Origin of the sequence: Acinetobacter larvae, assembly GCF_001704115.1 — a bacterium.
GTDB lineage: Bacteria > Pseudomonadota > Gammaproteobacteria > Pseudomonadales > Moraxellaceae > Acinetobacter > Acinetobacter larvae.
Genome location: NZ_CP016895.1, coordinates 3,000,515 through 3,014,614 on the forward strand (window position 1 = coordinate 3,000,515; position 14,100 = coordinate 3,014,614).

The 14,100-nt window shown below is 43.3% G+C and carries 12 protein-coding genes, 2 tRNA genes and 2 rRNA genes; 8 read left to right on the forward strand and 8 right to left on the reverse strand.

Annotated elements, in window-relative coordinates; translation table 11 throughout:
• Window positions 1-361: 361 nt before the first annotated feature.
• Genes hflX through BFG52_RS13355 form a run of 3 tightly spaced genes read left to right on the forward strand, consistent with a single transcriptional unit; the run spans window position 362 to window position 2,788 of the window.
• Complete coding sequence (gene hflX / locus BFG52_RS13345; RefSeq protein WP_067557231.1) at window positions 362-1,693, forward strand: ribosome rescue GTPase HflX; 1,332 nt, start codon at window positions 362-364, stop codon at window positions 1,691-1,693.
• A gap of 47 nt (window positions 1,694-1,740) precedes the next feature.
• Window positions 1,741-2,109 (forward strand): hypothetical protein, encoded by a 369-nt coding sequence (locus BFG52_RS13350; RefSeq protein WP_067557232.1) that lies wholly within the window; start codon window positions 1,741-1,743, stop codon window positions 2,107-2,109.
• Between the two features lie 10 nt (window positions 2,110-2,119).
• Entirely contained in the window at window positions 2,120-2,788 is a 669-nt protein-coding gene (locus tag BFG52_RS13355) for an LrgB family protein (RefSeq protein ID WP_067557233.1), read from the forward strand.
• Window positions 2,789-2,950: 162 nt separating this feature from the next.
• Here the strand turns inward: BFG52_RS13355 and BFG52_RS13360 are convergent, their stop codons facing one another.
• The 3 genes from BFG52_RS13360 to pdxA form a co-directional block, all read right to left on the reverse strand.
• Window positions 2,951-3,796 (reverse strand): symmetrical bis(5'-nucleosyl)-tetraphosphatase, encoded by an 846-nt coding sequence (locus BFG52_RS13360; RefSeq protein ID WP_067557234.1) that lies wholly within the window; start codon window positions 3,794-3,796, stop codon window positions 2,951-2,953.
• Window positions 3,797-4,609, reverse strand: coding sequence for a 16S rRNA (adenine(1518)-N(6)/adenine(1519)-N(6))-dimethyltransferase RsmA (gene rsmA, locus BFG52_RS13365; RefSeq protein WP_067557236.1), 813 nt, complete (start codon window positions 4,607-4,609; stop codon window positions 3,797-3,799).
• A gap of 114 nt (window positions 4,610-4,723) precedes the next feature.
• On the reverse strand, window positions 4,724-5,704 hold the full coding sequence (gene pdxA, locus BFG52_RS13370) for a 4-hydroxythreonine-4-phosphate dehydrogenase PdxA (protein WP_067557238.1): 981 nt from the start codon (window positions 5,702-5,704) through the stop codon (window positions 4,724-4,726).
• A gap of 361 nt (window positions 5,705-6,065) precedes the next feature.
• Between pdxA and rplM the strand changes: the two genes are divergently transcribed.
• From rplM to BFG52_RS13395, 5 genes are all read left to right on the forward strand, one after another.
• On the forward strand, window positions 6,066-6,494 hold the full coding sequence (gene rplM, locus BFG52_RS13375) for a 50S ribosomal protein L13 (protein WP_067557241.1): 429 nt from the start codon (window positions 6,066-6,068) through the stop codon (window positions 6,492-6,494).
• A gap of 12 nt (window positions 6,495-6,506) precedes the next feature.
• Complete coding sequence (gene rpsI, locus BFG52_RS13380) at window positions 6,507-6,893, forward strand: 30S ribosomal protein S9 (RefSeq protein WP_067557244.1); 387 nt, start codon at window positions 6,507-6,509, stop codon at window positions 6,891-6,893.
• 163 nt (window positions 6,894-7,056) lie between these two features.
• Window positions 7,057-7,710: a glutathione S-transferase N-terminal domain-containing protein gene (locus BFG52_RS13385; protein ID WP_067557246.1), complete on the forward strand. Its 654-nt coding sequence runs from the start codon at window positions 7,057-7,059 to the stop codon at window positions 7,708-7,710.
• Between the two features lie 9 nt (window positions 7,711-7,719).
• On the forward strand, window positions 7,720-8,151 hold the full coding sequence (locus tag BFG52_RS13390) for a ClpXP protease specificity-enhancing factor (RefSeq protein WP_067557248.1): 432 nt from the start codon (window positions 7,720-7,722) through the stop codon (window positions 8,149-8,151).
• Between the two features lie 18 nt (window positions 8,152-8,169).
• Entirely contained in the window at window positions 8,170-8,820 is a 651-nt protein-coding gene (locus tag BFG52_RS13395; RefSeq protein ID WP_067557251.1) for a hypothetical protein, read from the forward strand.
• A gap of 566 nt (window positions 8,821-9,386) precedes the next feature.
• Here the strand turns inward: BFG52_RS13395 and BFG52_RS13400 are convergent.
• From BFG52_RS13400 to BFG52_RS13420, 5 genes are all read right to left on the reverse strand, one after another.
• A complete protein-coding gene (locus BFG52_RS13400; protein ID WP_067557254.1) occupies window positions 9,387-9,917 on the reverse strand; it encodes a hypothetical protein in 531 nt (176 codons plus the stop codon).
• 399 nt (window positions 9,918-10,316) lie between these two features.
• Window positions 10,317-10,431 (reverse strand): 5S ribosomal RNA (rrf, locus tag BFG52_RS13405).
• Window positions 10,432-10,617: 186 nt separating this feature from the next.
• Window positions 10,618-13,509, reverse strand: a 23S ribosomal RNA gene (locus BFG52_RS13410).
• A gap of 316 nt (window positions 13,510-13,825) precedes the next feature.
• Window positions 13,826-13,901, reverse strand: a tRNA-Ala gene (locus tag BFG52_RS13415).
• 75 nt (window positions 13,902-13,976) lie between these two features.
• Window positions 13,977-14,053, reverse strand: a tRNA-Ile gene (locus BFG52_RS13420).
• Window positions 14,054-14,100 lie beyond the last annotated feature (47 nt).

Genomic DNA, 14,100 nt, shown 5'->3' on the forward strand with positions numbered 1-14,100 from the left:
AACATTAAACAACTAACCAATGGTATTCCAAACTTGTATTGTGAAATAACTCTACAAGGTCATCCAATCGTAGCGAGCGATTGCAATATAATATAGGCATCACATGAAAGTACAACAACAGCCGCGTAAATCTAAACAATCTTGGCGTCAGCTTGTAGGTTGGCTGATTCTTATTGCGGGTGCAGTGATTAGCTTATATCGTTTGTTTAATTTGTTCACTTAAAAGCTTTGTTTGCTCATTATAAACAACTTATTCACAGCAAAGCATATTCTAAAAACTTGTCAATACTGCAAAACAATTACGCCATATTCCAGATTATGCTTTAAACTAAAGTTTTAAGCTAAGTGAGTCCTGATCTCTGTGGAATATTTTGATCGACATCAAGGTGGTGAACGCGCTATTTTAATCAGTGTCAGCGTACAATTATTAGAAGACCTCGATACTGAAGAATTTCGATTATTAGCCAAATCAGCTGGTGCCGACATTGTGCAACATCATACTGCCCAGCGCATTAAACCCGATCCGAAACTGTTTATTGGCAGTGGTAAAGCTGAAGAGCTGGCGCACATCATCGCAGCAGAAGATATCGACCTCGCTATTTTTGATCATAGTTTAAGCCCCGCCCAAGAACGTAACTTAGAACGTATTTTTAAATGCCGTGTCATTGACCGTACTGGGCTCATACTGGATATCTTTGCACAACGCGCCCGCACCCATGAAGGGAAACTACAGGTTGAGCTGGCGCAGCTTGAACATCTCTCGACCCGTTTAGTTCGAGGCTGGACGCATTTAGAACGTCAAAAAGGTGGTATTGGTCTACGTGGTCCCGGTGAATCACAATTAGAAACCGACCGCCGCCTACTGCGTATCCGTATGGGGCAACTCAAAGATAAATTAGAGAAAGTGCGTCAGACACGTATACAAGGCCGTGCCGCACGGCAAAAAGCATCCATTCCAACCGTGTCATTGGTGGGATATACCAACGCAGGAAAATCTACACTATTTAATATCTTGGCAGATTCCGAAGTCTATGCAGCCGATCAGTTATTCGCCACCTTAGATCCGACCTTACGTCGTCTCAATTGGGAAGGCATTGGCCCACTGGTGTTGGCAGATACAGTAGGTTTTGTTCGTCATCTTCCACACGCCTTGGTCGAATCATTTAAAGCTACACTTGAAGAAACCTTAGAAGCAACCTTATTACTCCATGTGATCGATAGCAGTAGCCCTGATTACTTAGAGCAAATCGATGCAGTAGACAGCGTGCTCAAGGAGATCGGTGCCGATATTCCGATTTTACAGGTTTATAATAAAATCGATCAAAGCAATGAACAGCCCAAAATTATTTATGCCAAACCGCACCTACCAGAACGTGTTTATCTGTCGGCACAGCACGGGCAAGGTTTAGACCTACTACGTCAAGCAGTACAAGAACATTTACTGGGGCGTCTACGGTTTTTTCAACTCAAACTCAAAGCGGCAGATGGCAAATTACGTAATCAACTATATGCACTTCAAGTTATTGAATCTGAAGAATATGATGACGAAGGCAACCTACATCTAGCAGTACGAATTGCACCGCAAAAACTACTGCAATTGCTTGGGCAAGCACATTTATCTCTAGATCAAGTGCTCGGAACAGCCGCAAAAGAGTTTGAACCAGTACTAGAAGAGTTTGAAAAGAAAGATTAAATCGGTTAAAACTTGAAAGGCGCTTAATACTTTCAGATAAATAAATAATGGACGACTTAAAAAAAATCGACTGGACCGCTTGGCTGTTTATGTTAGGACTCATCGTGCTGTTTCGTGAAACAGCCGTATGGGTCATGACACAATTTCATGTTCCAGAACTGGGTAATCTGGTGGGACTCCTGGCATTGTTGATGTGTTTACTGGTTTATCGTCGCTTTCAACGTATTCCCACACGCATCCTCGACACCAACAACACCCTCATGAAAGAAAGTGCTTTTGCCTTTCTTCCGGTTTGTGCAGGCTCATTAATCACACTCTTTCACATGAAAGACATCCCCGTCTTTCTGTTTATTATGGTAGTCAGCACACTTATTCCACTTTGGGTCTATGCCCAGATGGCAAAGAAATGGTTATAGGAGTCTCAGCATGTTCAGTACTTTGATCGGCTTTATGATCACGTTATTTGCCTATTTGTGTGCCAAACCCATCAACAAAAAACTACCACAAATCCCAGTCATTGTGATCAGTATGATCTTTGTGGTCGTGCTGCTATTGCTGTTTAAAATTCCTTATGAGCAATATCAACAAGACGTCAACACACTGTTTAATCATTTATTGGGCTATGTGACTGTTGCCTTGGCGATTCCACTCGCCACAATGCGTTATGACGATTTACCCCTCAAAGCCATGCTGGGCATTTTACTCTTTGCCAGCTTTAGTGCGGTCGCCATTCCAATGAGTTTGGCTTATCTATTACACATTGCCCAGCCAGATATCATGGCTTATGCAACTCGTGCTGTGACGACACCGATTGCAATTAATATTGCACACCTCCTCAACTCTCCGATCAGCCTGACGATTTTGATTGTCATTTTATCGGGTTTAATTGGCGCTGCCTTTTCACCATTCATCCTTAGAAATATCAATGATGAACGTGCATCTGGTTTAGCACTCGGTCTGGCAGCACATGCCATTGGTACTGCACAAGCCTGGCAGCGCGGCTCAATTGCGGGACGTTATGCTGCCTTTGGCATGGCTGTAAATGCAGTATTTACAGCCATTTGGCTGCCACTCTTTATACATTTTCTGCAATAACGCCTAGCTTGCTGGATGTATTGCAGATCATCTGATCAAGACTCAAAATCATATTGAGTACAACAAAAAAATAGGCGTTTAAAGCGCCTATTTTTTTGAGATTCAAGGTGAAAATTTATGTTTAAATCTGGGTCGATTTCGCAATAAACGGACCTAAAAGCCTTAGCTCATCGGATTGGTCACCTGAAAACACTGCTGATCTTCTAAACGATAAGCCACCAAGTGCTGCCCCCAAACACAACCCCCATCGACATTTTGAATACGCGCGGAGATACGCAAGGCCGCCAAAGCTGCCCAGTGACCAAAGATAATCTGCCGTTGTTGTGTTGCCAAGGACGGATAATCAAACCACGGAGCAAAACCCTCTGGCATCGGCTGATCCAGTTGATCTTTAAAATCAAACTCTAGGCGCCCTACTGCATCGGTTAAACGCATCCGTGTTAAATAATTGGTAATACAGCGTAAACGCGCCTGTCCCTGTAACTGTTCATCCCATAGATTCGGACTTTCACCATACATCTCAGCCAAAAAAGCATCGAGCACCGCATAATCTTCACTACGCAATACCGCTTCAACTTCTTGTGCCAAACGCTGCGTCGTTGCCACATCCCAAATACACGGAATACCAGCATGGGTTAAAATAGTCTGCTCATTGGGACATAAGCACAAGGGTTGTCGTCTCAACCAGTCAATCAACTCATCGCTGTCAATGGCATTGATCACATCAGCAATGTGATCTTTTTCTTTGATTTTTTTTATGCCACGCGCACATGCCAACAGGTGTAGATCATGATTGCCCAGCACAGTTGCCGCTGCATTTCGTTCAACCAGTTTTTTAATAAAACGCAATGCACCCACAGAGTTTTCACCACGCGCCACCAAGTCCCCCGCAAACCAAATAAAGTCTTGCTCAGGGTCAAATGCGATGTGTTTCAATAAGGCTTTTAAGGCTTCAAAACAGCCTTGTACATCGCCAATGACATAGTTATAACGGTTATAACGCGCCATTTATTTCACCATGTGGTCTGACAATGCCACAAAGTCGGCCATTGCCAAGGTTTCTGGGCGTGCCATCGGATCAATTCCAGTCTGTTCAAAAGCATCTTCACCTAACATGCCTTTGAGACTATTGCGTAAAGTTTTGCGACGCTGGGTAAAAACATGCCCAACTAAACGAGACAAGGCTCGTTCATCTTGTGCCACGATAGGTTTTTCGGCATAAGGTTCTAAACGAAATACAGCACTGGTGACTTTCGGTGGCGGGTTAAAGGCACCACGCGGTACTTCAAATAAAAAAGTGGCTTTACAATAATATTGGATCATGACCGATAAACGACCATATTCCTTGCTATTAGGAGCGGCTGTAATCCGTTCAACCACTTCCTTTTGCAGCATAAAATGCATGTCTTTAATATGACTACCAAATTCTAATAAATGAAAAAGCAGCGGCGTTGAAATATTATAGGGCAAGTTCCCCACAATTCTTACAGGTTGATTTTCTCGAAATTGTTGTGAGAAATCATACTTCAAGGCATCGGCTTCAATAATCGTCAAGCGTTCTGGATGAGGAACACGCTTCGGTAAACCTGCTGCCAAATCACGGTCTAATTCAATCACCGTCAACGCTTCACTTTCAGCATTTAACGGTGCGGTTAATGCGGCTAAACCCGGACCAATCTCAATTAAGTGATCGCCTGAACGCGGACTAACAGCACGGACAATTTTGGCAATCACCTGTTGATCATGTAAGAAGTTCTGACCAAAACGCTTACGCGTATGATGCCCTTCATCTTTGGGGTTTAGGGCATTAATCTGATACATATATTATTTCCAAACTCATTAAAAAATTGCCAACTCGGCAAGTGCTGATTTGATCAGGCGATGCACGTGGCGACGCCAATACCGCCCACCAAAATCAGCACGCTACAACAGGTTTTAAGGCATAACCATTGGTTCAGCTAGCTGTAATGCTAAATCTACCGCAATCGCAAGACTTGAACTCTTTGCCAACCCCGTCGCCGCCAAAGACAAGGCAGTACCATGGTCGACTGACGTGCGAATAAAAGGCAAGCCCAGTGTAATGTTAATTGCTTCACCAAAACCTTGCGATTTTAACACAGGTAAACCTTGATCGTGATACATCGCCAATACCGCATCCGCATGTTGTAAGTGTTCCGGGCTAAAGAGGGTATCTGCTGGTAAACAATCACTAATCGCCAAACCTTGTGCTTGGTAGCGCGCCAGAACAGGATTGATAATCTCTATTTCTTCACGCCCCAAATAACCGGATTCCCCGGCATGCGGGTTTAGACCACAGACCAAGATTCTAGGCGATTTAATTTTAAATTTTTGTTGTAGATCATGTACTAAAATATCAATGACTTGCTCCAAACGCTGTGCTGTAATTGCATCGGCAACTTGGCGCAATGGCAAGTGTGTGGTCACAAGCGCCACCCGTAGGCTTTGGGTGGCAAGCATCATAACTACACGTGCCACTGCTGCACAGGCTTGAAAAAACTCGGTATGACCACTAAAAGCAATGCCCGCGTCATTGATCACAGATTTTTGTACTGGTGCCGTCACGACCCCAACACTACGCCCTTGTAATGCATAATCTGCTGCCTGTTGTAACTGTGCCAAGACATAGTGCGCATTGGCTGGATTTAATTGACCAGCCTGTACAGCCTCAGCCAGTGCAATATGTTCAACATATAACTGCCCTTTCTCCGCAGCGGTTGTCTGACCATGATAACGAAGCAATTCAACCTGTTGCCCCAACTGCTGGGCACGTTGTTGCAGTAAATTTAGATCTGCAAGAACCACGACTGGACGTGCATACCATTGTTTCGCCAGATCCAAACAGATGTCTGGTCCAATCCCTGCTGGTTCACCACTGGTCACATATAAAGGAAGCATATTCTGTTGACCCTCGTAGCATTATTGACGACATTGACGATGATGAGATTCATGATGATGACATTCATGAATCTCATCAGGCTATTCGCCCCAATTATAAGCGCTATACGTTGAAAGCACAGTAGTTTGCCAATGATTTCTTGCAAGAGATGGTATGAGTAATTGTTAGTTTGCTATGCGCAATTCTTGCTTTGCCTATGTTTGAGTGCTGCTATTCGCAGCATTAAGTGAATATTACAGAAATATTTATACTCTCATGGTAGATTTACATTGTGATTGGTGGCAATTTCGTTTAGAATCTCGACTCCATTTTGTTTGGATGAAGTCATTCGTCCAAACCAACTATAATAGGTAGTGGTTAATGAAAACTCTCAGCGCTAAGCCAGCTGAAGTACAACACGACTGGTATGTTGTTGATGCTTCTGGCAAAACTTTAGGTCGCCTTGCGACTGAAATCGCTCGTCGTTTACGCGGTAAGCACAAAACTTCTTATACCCCTCACGTTGACACCGGTGACTACATCGTTGTAATCAATGCTGAACAAGTTCAAGTGACTGGTAACAAATCACTTGATAAAAAATACTATCGCCACACTGAATTCCCAGGCGGTTTAAAAGAAACTAATTTCGAAAAATTAGTTGCTCACAAACCTGAAGAAATCTTCCAACGCGCTGTAAAAGGCATGTTGCCTAAAGGTCCTCTTGGTTATGCAATGATCAAGAAAATGAAAGTGTACGCTGGTAGCGAGCATCCACATACTGCTCAACAGCCAAAAGTTTTGGACATCTAAGGGATACAGCACATGGCAACTCATTATGGTACAGGTCGCCGTAAGACCGCAACTGCACGTGTTTTCTTATCACCAGGTAATGGCAAACTCGTGATCAACAACCGTTCACTTGAGCAATATTTCGGTCGTGAAACTGCTCAAATGGTGGTTCGTCAACCTTTAGAGCTTTTAGAGTCTACTGAAAAGTATGATCTTTACATCACTGTAAAAGGTGGTGGTATTGGTGGTCAAGCAGGCGCTATCCGTCACGGTATTACCCGTGCATTGATCGCTTCTGACGACACACTAAAACCATCTCTACGTCAAGCTGGTTTCGTTACCCGTGACGCACGTGAAGTTGAACGTAAAAAGCTTGGTTTACGTAAAGCGCGTAAACGTCCTCAATTCTCTAAACGTTAATCCGTTTACAGAACTGGACAGAAAAACCTCGGATTTTCCGAGGTTTTTTTTCATCAGAATTTTAGCTCTACCCGTAGAAAGTCGATGAAGATTGATTTGCTACCGTGCTTTTCTAGCGCAAGTTTAGTATGCTATTCAATTCACGAAGTTTAATCTTGGGAATATGTCCGTCGAAACCGCACCAGCACAAGGGATTACTATTTATAGCCACAGTGATGACTTTCGCTCACACTGGATTCGCTATGTACTGACTGAAAAAGCGATACGCTATCATCTTATTATTGTTGATCATGAAGATGAAGATCTCGCCAGCCTCAATCCTTATAACCAACTCCCCATGTTGATTGAAAATAATCTCAAGCTCTATCACAGCCCGATTATTTCCGAATATTTAGATGATCGTTACCGCCAAAATAAACTCTACGCTGACAGCCCAGCTGCCCGTGCCGAACAAAGACAGTATATTTGGCGTTTCGAGCATGATTGGTTTAAACTGGCTGACCATATTTTATGTCATCCTGACACCTTAGACTTAGCCGCGCAGCAACAGGCACGCCAACAACTACAAGATACTTTGATTGCACTAACACCATTATTTCAACATTTTCCTTATTTTATGTCTGAAAATTTTACAATTTTAGACTGTATGTTAGCGCCAATTTTTATCCGGTTAAAAGCGATGGGCATTCATTTACCCATAAAGCCATGTCGTCCGATTCATTTATATTGCCAGCGTATTTTTCAGCGCCCTGCATTTATCCAATCGATGACCGCAGAAGAAAAAAACCGTTTTGCAGCATTTATCACCAATTCATGAGTACTAGCCATGTCTGAATCAACACAATTTACTCCGACCCGTCCTTATCTAGCACGTGCGATTTACCAATGGGTTTGTGATAATAACCTCACACCCTATTTATTGGTTGATGCAACAGTGGCTTATACCGATGTGCCCACACAATTTGTTAAAGATGGACAAATCGTTCTTAATATTGCACCGCATGCAGTACATCAAATGCAAATGAGCAATGATGCCATTCATTTTTCAGCCCGCTTTTCGGGTGTCTCCACCAATATCTATGTACCATTTGCTGCGGTATTGGGTATTTATGCACGAGAAAATGGTCAAGGTTTATTTTTTGATCCAGAAGAGTATCAACATATCCAAGCACAAGAAAATACTTTAGAATCAAATACAGCAACAACAGACACTGAAGAGCAACCGAAGAAAAAACCAACGTTAAGAATACTTGATTAAAATGTGAGGGAGAAGAACATGGCCTTTGATCTGGTTCAATACTTTGCTGGACAAATCAGGATACAAAAGCCTGAACTTTTCAAAAAAACAGCTGATCTTAGCGATCCTGAGCATATGGATCACCTCAATGCACTACTCTTTGGCAAACTGATTCAGCTTTGGCAGCACAATCCAGCGCAGCTATATGCAGAAATTCATGCTCAAGATTTACTTTTTATTCAAGACATTGTTCGCCATCTCACCACTTCAGCACACAATCAATCACCCTTAGCTGCTGCCGATTTCGAAGCAATTTGTAGTGAAATATTGTTATTACATTTTGCCGAACTGACCCAAATGGATCAAACTGCACATTATGGTCAAGATGGTATGCAAGAATTATTACTGGGACAAATTGAACATTTGGCTGGACAAGCGCCTGACTGGGTCTGGCAATGTAATGAATTAACAGAACTTGTCGGCTCACAAGCAGTGCCTGAAGACACTATTTCTCTCGATGAAACCATGAAGGAGTTTAATCAAATGGTTCAGCAACATCACGATGATCACAGCCCAGCTATACAAGATAGTGCACCATTACAACCAACCTGGGCAAAAGTGCTTGAGCCTATTGTCGCGTTAGTGGTGTTATGGGTTCTTGCCGATGCTTTATGTAAATATGTTTTCTAATGCGACCCAGCGCTACTATGCATAATGCTAGCTAAGCCAAAACATACCTATCTGCCCATCTTCGCGATGGGCAATTGTTGAAATCTAATCGTGCTTCACGCTACTCATCATAAAAACGGCCAAGGCAGACTCGCTTTAGGTTTTGGCATAGGCTATTTTGAAGGGCTCGCGGGTGACAATCAATTACACCAGCATCACGCCTAGCAACTGAGTTTTTGTTTCACCCCTACCACTTAAGGTTTCTTGATTGCTGCAAATACAGTACATCGTTTGGAACAACAGTGTTGTTGCTCAATTTACATCGATATCTCACTACAACGGCACATCAGGTCGAATTTGCAGACCAAGCACACCTAAGCTATACCTGTACTTCCTTAAACAATAAAAGCTGTATCCAAAATTAAAATAGCCGTTTCGTTCAATTTTAAAAAATCATAACCAGACATGATCGTAACTCACAAAATGATTGGTAGATCATGCAATGTGTCGGTAATGGTTTGAATTTCTCTTCGGCTAAACTAGACATTTTTATTTTGGGATTACAAAAGCATTTCGCATAACCCCCACTATGTTATATGGGGATCAAATAGGTTGAAAATTCTTTTACCAGGATAATCGTTTAAGTACTTATATTGGCTATGTCTATAATATTCATTCCAATAACTTACCATTCTTTGATAGGTTACAATTGTAAGATCATGATTATTATTTATAAATTCAATAAAAAATTCTTTATTTTTTTCAATAAATGGGTATATATCATTGATGATTTCTACCACATATTCGCCAACTAACAAAAATATATAAGGGATCATAAAATCTTGAAATTCGATTTCTATAAGTTTTTTGATCATTTCTTGACGTATATGACCATTAGAGTGTCTAGAATAAAGACAGTAAATTATCGAAAGCTCTTGCGTTGATAAATTATTAAGCTGTGAAAAATTAGGCATATCATTATAAATTCTATAAGGAATTTCTAGAATACCTCCATTCAAGCAAACTATTCTTTCCCCTGCTCCATTAATGTCAGGTAATAAACTTTTAATGACTTCTATTGGCTGAATAGGAAAAGCCTGTTCTAATATATTTTTCATTGATTTTAATGAAATAAAAAATCCCTTTAGCAATCTACTAGTTTTTTAATGTTTCTACAATCAATATAATACAACTTATGTTATGCGAAATACAGCAGTGATTGTTGATTTTTCACAAAATTAACTATATAAAACAATTAGTTATACAATCGCATCATCCCAAAATAACATATTTAGATGTGGCGACCGCCATCCTTAAATCCTATTTGCGTAATCATTCTAAAACTTGCACTAAACCTTTTTTAATTGGCAAATAGTATAACCATGCCCATTGCCGCTCTAACAGATCAGCACGTTGGCGAATTGCATCGTATGAACCGCTTTACCATATATCAGTATTTTTATTTTTCCAAATAAAAAAAATCCCCCAAGTTTAAGTTGGGGGATTTTAGAATCATGAGCTGGCGATGACTTACTCTCACATGGGTAACCCCACACTACCATCAGCGCGAAGAGGTTTCACTTCTGAGTTCGGGAAGGGATCAGGTGGTTCACTCTTGCTATTGTCGCCAGCACAACTGTTTATGGTGATTTCTGGTCTGATCTGAACATTTTTATTCAGTGCCATACTTTCTTAACCAAATGAGTTATTAACGGATTAGAACTGGGTCTGTATTGTAACTAGAATTTCACATGAATCAAGTAGATTTGATTTTAAATGAATCGAATGAGCTTTATACAACAACTGTTTGGGTGTTGTATAGTCAAGCCTCACGAGCAATTAGTATTGGTCAGCTTCACATGTCGCCATGCTTCCACATCCAACCTATCAACGTCGTAGTCTTCAACGGCTCTTTAGTGGAGATAAACTCCAAGGGAAATCTAATCTTGAGGTAGGCTTCCCGCTTAGATGCTTTCAGCGGTTATCCCTTCCGAACATAGCTACCCGGCGATGCGACTGGCGTCACAACCGGTACACCAGAGGTTCGTCCACTCTGGTCCTCTCGTACTAGGAGCAGATCCTCTCAAATTTCCAACGCCCACGGTAGATAGGGACCGAACTGTCTCACGACGTTCTAAACCCAGCTCGCGTACCTCTTTAAATGGCGAACAGCCATACCCTTGGGACCTGCTTCAGCCCCAGGATGAGATGAGCCGACATCGAGGTGCCAAACACCGCCGTCGATATGAACTCTTGGGCGGTATCAGCCTGTTATCCCCAGAGTACCTTTTATCCGTTGAGCGATGGCCCTTCCATACAGAACCACCGGATCACTAAGACCTACTTTCGTACCTGCTCGACTTGTTGGTCTCGCAGTTAAGCGCGCTTTTGCCTTTATACTCTACGCGTGATTTCCGACCACGCTGAGCGCACCTTCGTACTCCTCCGTTACTCTTTAGGAGGAGACCGCCCCAGTCAAACTACCCACCAGACATGGTCCTCGATCCCGATTAGGGACCAGAGTTAGAACCTCAACATTACCAGGGTGGTATTTCAAGGATGGCTCCATGGTAACTAGCGTCACCACTTCTAAGCCTCCCACCTATCCTACACAAGTAAGGTCAAAGTTCAATGTCAAGCTGCAGTAAAGGTTCACGGGGTCTTTCCGTCTAGCCGCGGGTACACTGCATCTTCACAGCGATTTCGATTTCACTGAGCCTCTGCTGGAGACAGCGCCGCCATCATTATGCCATTCGTGCAGGTCGGAACTTACCCGACAAGGAATTTCGCTACCTTAGGACCGTTATAGTTACGGCCGCCGTTTACTGGGGCTTCGATCAAGAGCTTCGCTTACGCTAACCCCATCAATTAACCTTCCAGCACCGGGCAGGCATCACACCCTATACGTCCACTTTCGTGTTTGCAGAGTGCTATGTTTTTAATAAACAGTTGCAGCGGCCTGGTTTCTGAGGCTGCCAACCGCTCATCCCGCGAGGGGAATCACCGTCAGCAGCGTACCTTCTCCCGAAGTTACGGTACCATTTTGCCTAGTTCCTTCAGCAGAGTTCTCTCAAGCGCTTTGGTCTACTCGACCTGACCACCTGTGTCGGTTTCGGGTACGATTCCTGTGTAACTGTAGCTTAGAGACTTTTCCTGGAAGCAGGGTATCAGCCACTTCGCTAGTAAACTAGCTTGCTATCGACTCTCAGCATAGAGCACCCCGGATTTGCCTAAGATGCATGCCTACTGTCTTCCACCTGGACAACCAACGCCAGGCTGACTTAACCTTCTCCGTCCTCTCATCGCATTACACAGAAGTATTGGAATATTAACCAATTTCCCATCGACTACGCCTCTCGGCCTCGCCTTAGGGGTCGACTCACCCAGCCCCGATTAACGTTGGACTGGAACCCTTGGTCTTTCAGCGAACGGGTTTTTCACCCGTTTTATCGTTACTCACGTCAGCATTCGCACTTCTGATACCTCCAGCAGACTTCTCAATCCACCTTCTTCGGCTTACAGAACGCTCCCCTACCACGTATACATAAGTATACATCCGCAGCTTCGGCACATAGTTTTAGCCCCGTTACATCTTCCGCGCAGGCCGACTCGACTAGTGAGCTATTACGCTTTCTTTAAAGGGTGGCTGCTTCTAAGCCAACCTCCTAGCTGTCTATGCCTTCCCACATCGTTTCCCACTTAACTATGATTTTGGGGCCTTAGCTGGCGGTCTGGATTGTTTTCCTCTTGACTACGGACGTTAGCACCCGCAGTCTGTCTCCCGGATAGTACTCATTGGTATTCGGAGTTTGCATCGGTTTGGTAAGTCGGGATGACCCCCTAGCCGAAACAGTGCTCTACCCCCAATGGTATTCGTCCGAGGCGCTACCTAAATAGCTTTCGGGGAGAACCAGCTATCACCGAGTTTGATTAGCCTTTCACCCCTATCCACAAGTCATCCCCCGGCTTTTCAACGACGGTGGGTTCGGTCCTCCAGTTAGTGTTACCCAACCTTCAACCTGCTCATGGATAGATCACCCGGTTTCGGGTCTATACCCAGCAACTAGACGCCCTATTAAGACTCGATTTCTCTACGGCTCCCCTATACGGTTAACCTCGCTACTGAATATAAGTCGCTGACCCATTATACAAAAGGTACGCAGTCACTCCAAAATGGAGCTCCCACTGCTTGTATGCATGCGGTTTCAGGATCTATTTCACTCCCCTCACAGGGGTTCTTTTCGCCTTTCCCTCACGGTACTGGTTCACTATCGGTCAGTCAGGAGTATTTAGCCTTGGAGGATGGTCCCCCCATATTCAGACAAGGTTTCACGTGCCTCGCCCTACTCGACATCATCATATTTGCTCTTTCGTGTACGGGAATATCACCCTCTACGTTTGCACTTCCCAGTGCATTCCACTAAAACAAATATGACTTAATGGGCTGTTCCCCGTTCGCTCGCCGCTACTCAGGGAATCTCAATTGATTTCTTTTCCTAAGGGTACTGAGATGTTTCACTTCCCCTCGTTCGCCTCAATAACCTATGTATTCAGTTATTGATACCTACCTTAAAGTAGGTGGGTTTCCCCATTCAGACATCGCCGGATCACAGGATATTTGCCGCCTCCCCGACGCTTTTCGCAGGCTATCACGTCTTTCTTCGCCTCTGACTGCCAAGGCATCCACCACATGCACTTAATTACTTGACTATACAACCCCAAACAGTCGCAAGCACCTACAAGGAGCACTAACAACATCGCAGTTCGAAGTTTCGTGTACTTAAACACTGTACAGCTTCAATCTAAATTCACATACCAAAACGCTTGATTCAGTGTTCATTTACTAGTTCTCAATTTGTCTTTTCAAACAAATCAAGTTGAACAATTTATTTCAGACTCAATTTCTAATCTGTTAATGATTTATCTTGCCTTCGTCAGGTCAAGATACTGTGATAAATCACAGAGGTTAATAAACTTCTGCTTACTAAGCTCTATAATCTTTCTTAGCCTTACTCATCATAATGAGTGGTGGAGACTAGGAGAGTCGAACTCCTGACCTCCTGCGTGCAAAGCAGGCGCTCTACCAACTAAGCTAAGTCCCCAGCTTAAATCTACGAGATTATTTCGTATCTACTCTTCCGTCACCCTCTCACAAGATACCTTGCAAGCATAGTTAGTGGTGGGTCTGACAAGACTTGAACTTGTGACCCCACGCTTATCAAGCGTGTGCTCTAACCAACTGAGCTACAGACCCTGAGAAAGTTTTAAAGCGCTGCTTTAAAACTTGCGCAAGACAGCGTA

Bases quoted from the DNA above. Each gene is read 5' to 3' on its own strand.
- BFG52_RS13350 (WP_067557232.1), top strand. From the start codon at position 1,741: ATGGACGACTTAAAAAAAATCGACTGGACCGCTTGGCTGTTTATGTTA.
- BFG52_RS13355 (WP_067557233.1), top strand. From the start codon at position 2,120: ATGTTCAGTACTTTGATCGGCTTTATGATCACGTTATTTGCCTATTTG.
- BFG52_RS13360 (WP_067557234.1), bottom strand. From the start codon at position 3,796: ATGGCGCGTTATAACCGTTATAACTATGTCATTGGCGATGTACAAGGC.
- rsmA (WP_067557236.1), bottom strand. From the start codon at position 4,609: ATGTATCAGATTAATGCCCTAAACCCCAAAGATGAAGGGCATCATACG.
- pdxA (WP_067557238.1), bottom strand. From the start codon at position 5,704: ATGCTTCCTTTATATGTGACCAGTGGTGAACCAGCAGGGATTGGACCA.
- rplM (WP_067557241.1), top strand. From the start codon at position 6,066: ATGAAAACTCTCAGCGCTAAGCCAGCTGAAGTACAACACGACTGGTAT.
- rpsI (WP_067557244.1), top strand. From the start codon at position 6,507: ATGGCAACTCATTATGGTACAGGTCGCCGTAAGACCGCAACTGCACGT.
- BFG52_RS13385 (WP_067557246.1), top strand. From the start codon at position 7,057: ATGTCCGTCGAAACCGCACCAGCACAAGGGATTACTATTTATAGCCAC.
- BFG52_RS13390 (WP_067557248.1), top strand. From the start codon at position 7,720: ATGTCTGAATCAACACAATTTACTCCGACCCGTCCTTATCTAGCACGT.
- BFG52_RS13395 (WP_067557251.1), top strand. From the start codon at position 8,170: ATGGCCTTTGATCTGGTTCAATACTTTGCTGGACAAATCAGGATACAA.
- BFG52_RS13400 (WP_067557254.1), bottom strand. From the start codon at position 9,917: ATGAAAAATATATTAGAACAGGCTTTTCCTATTCAGCCAATAGAAGTC.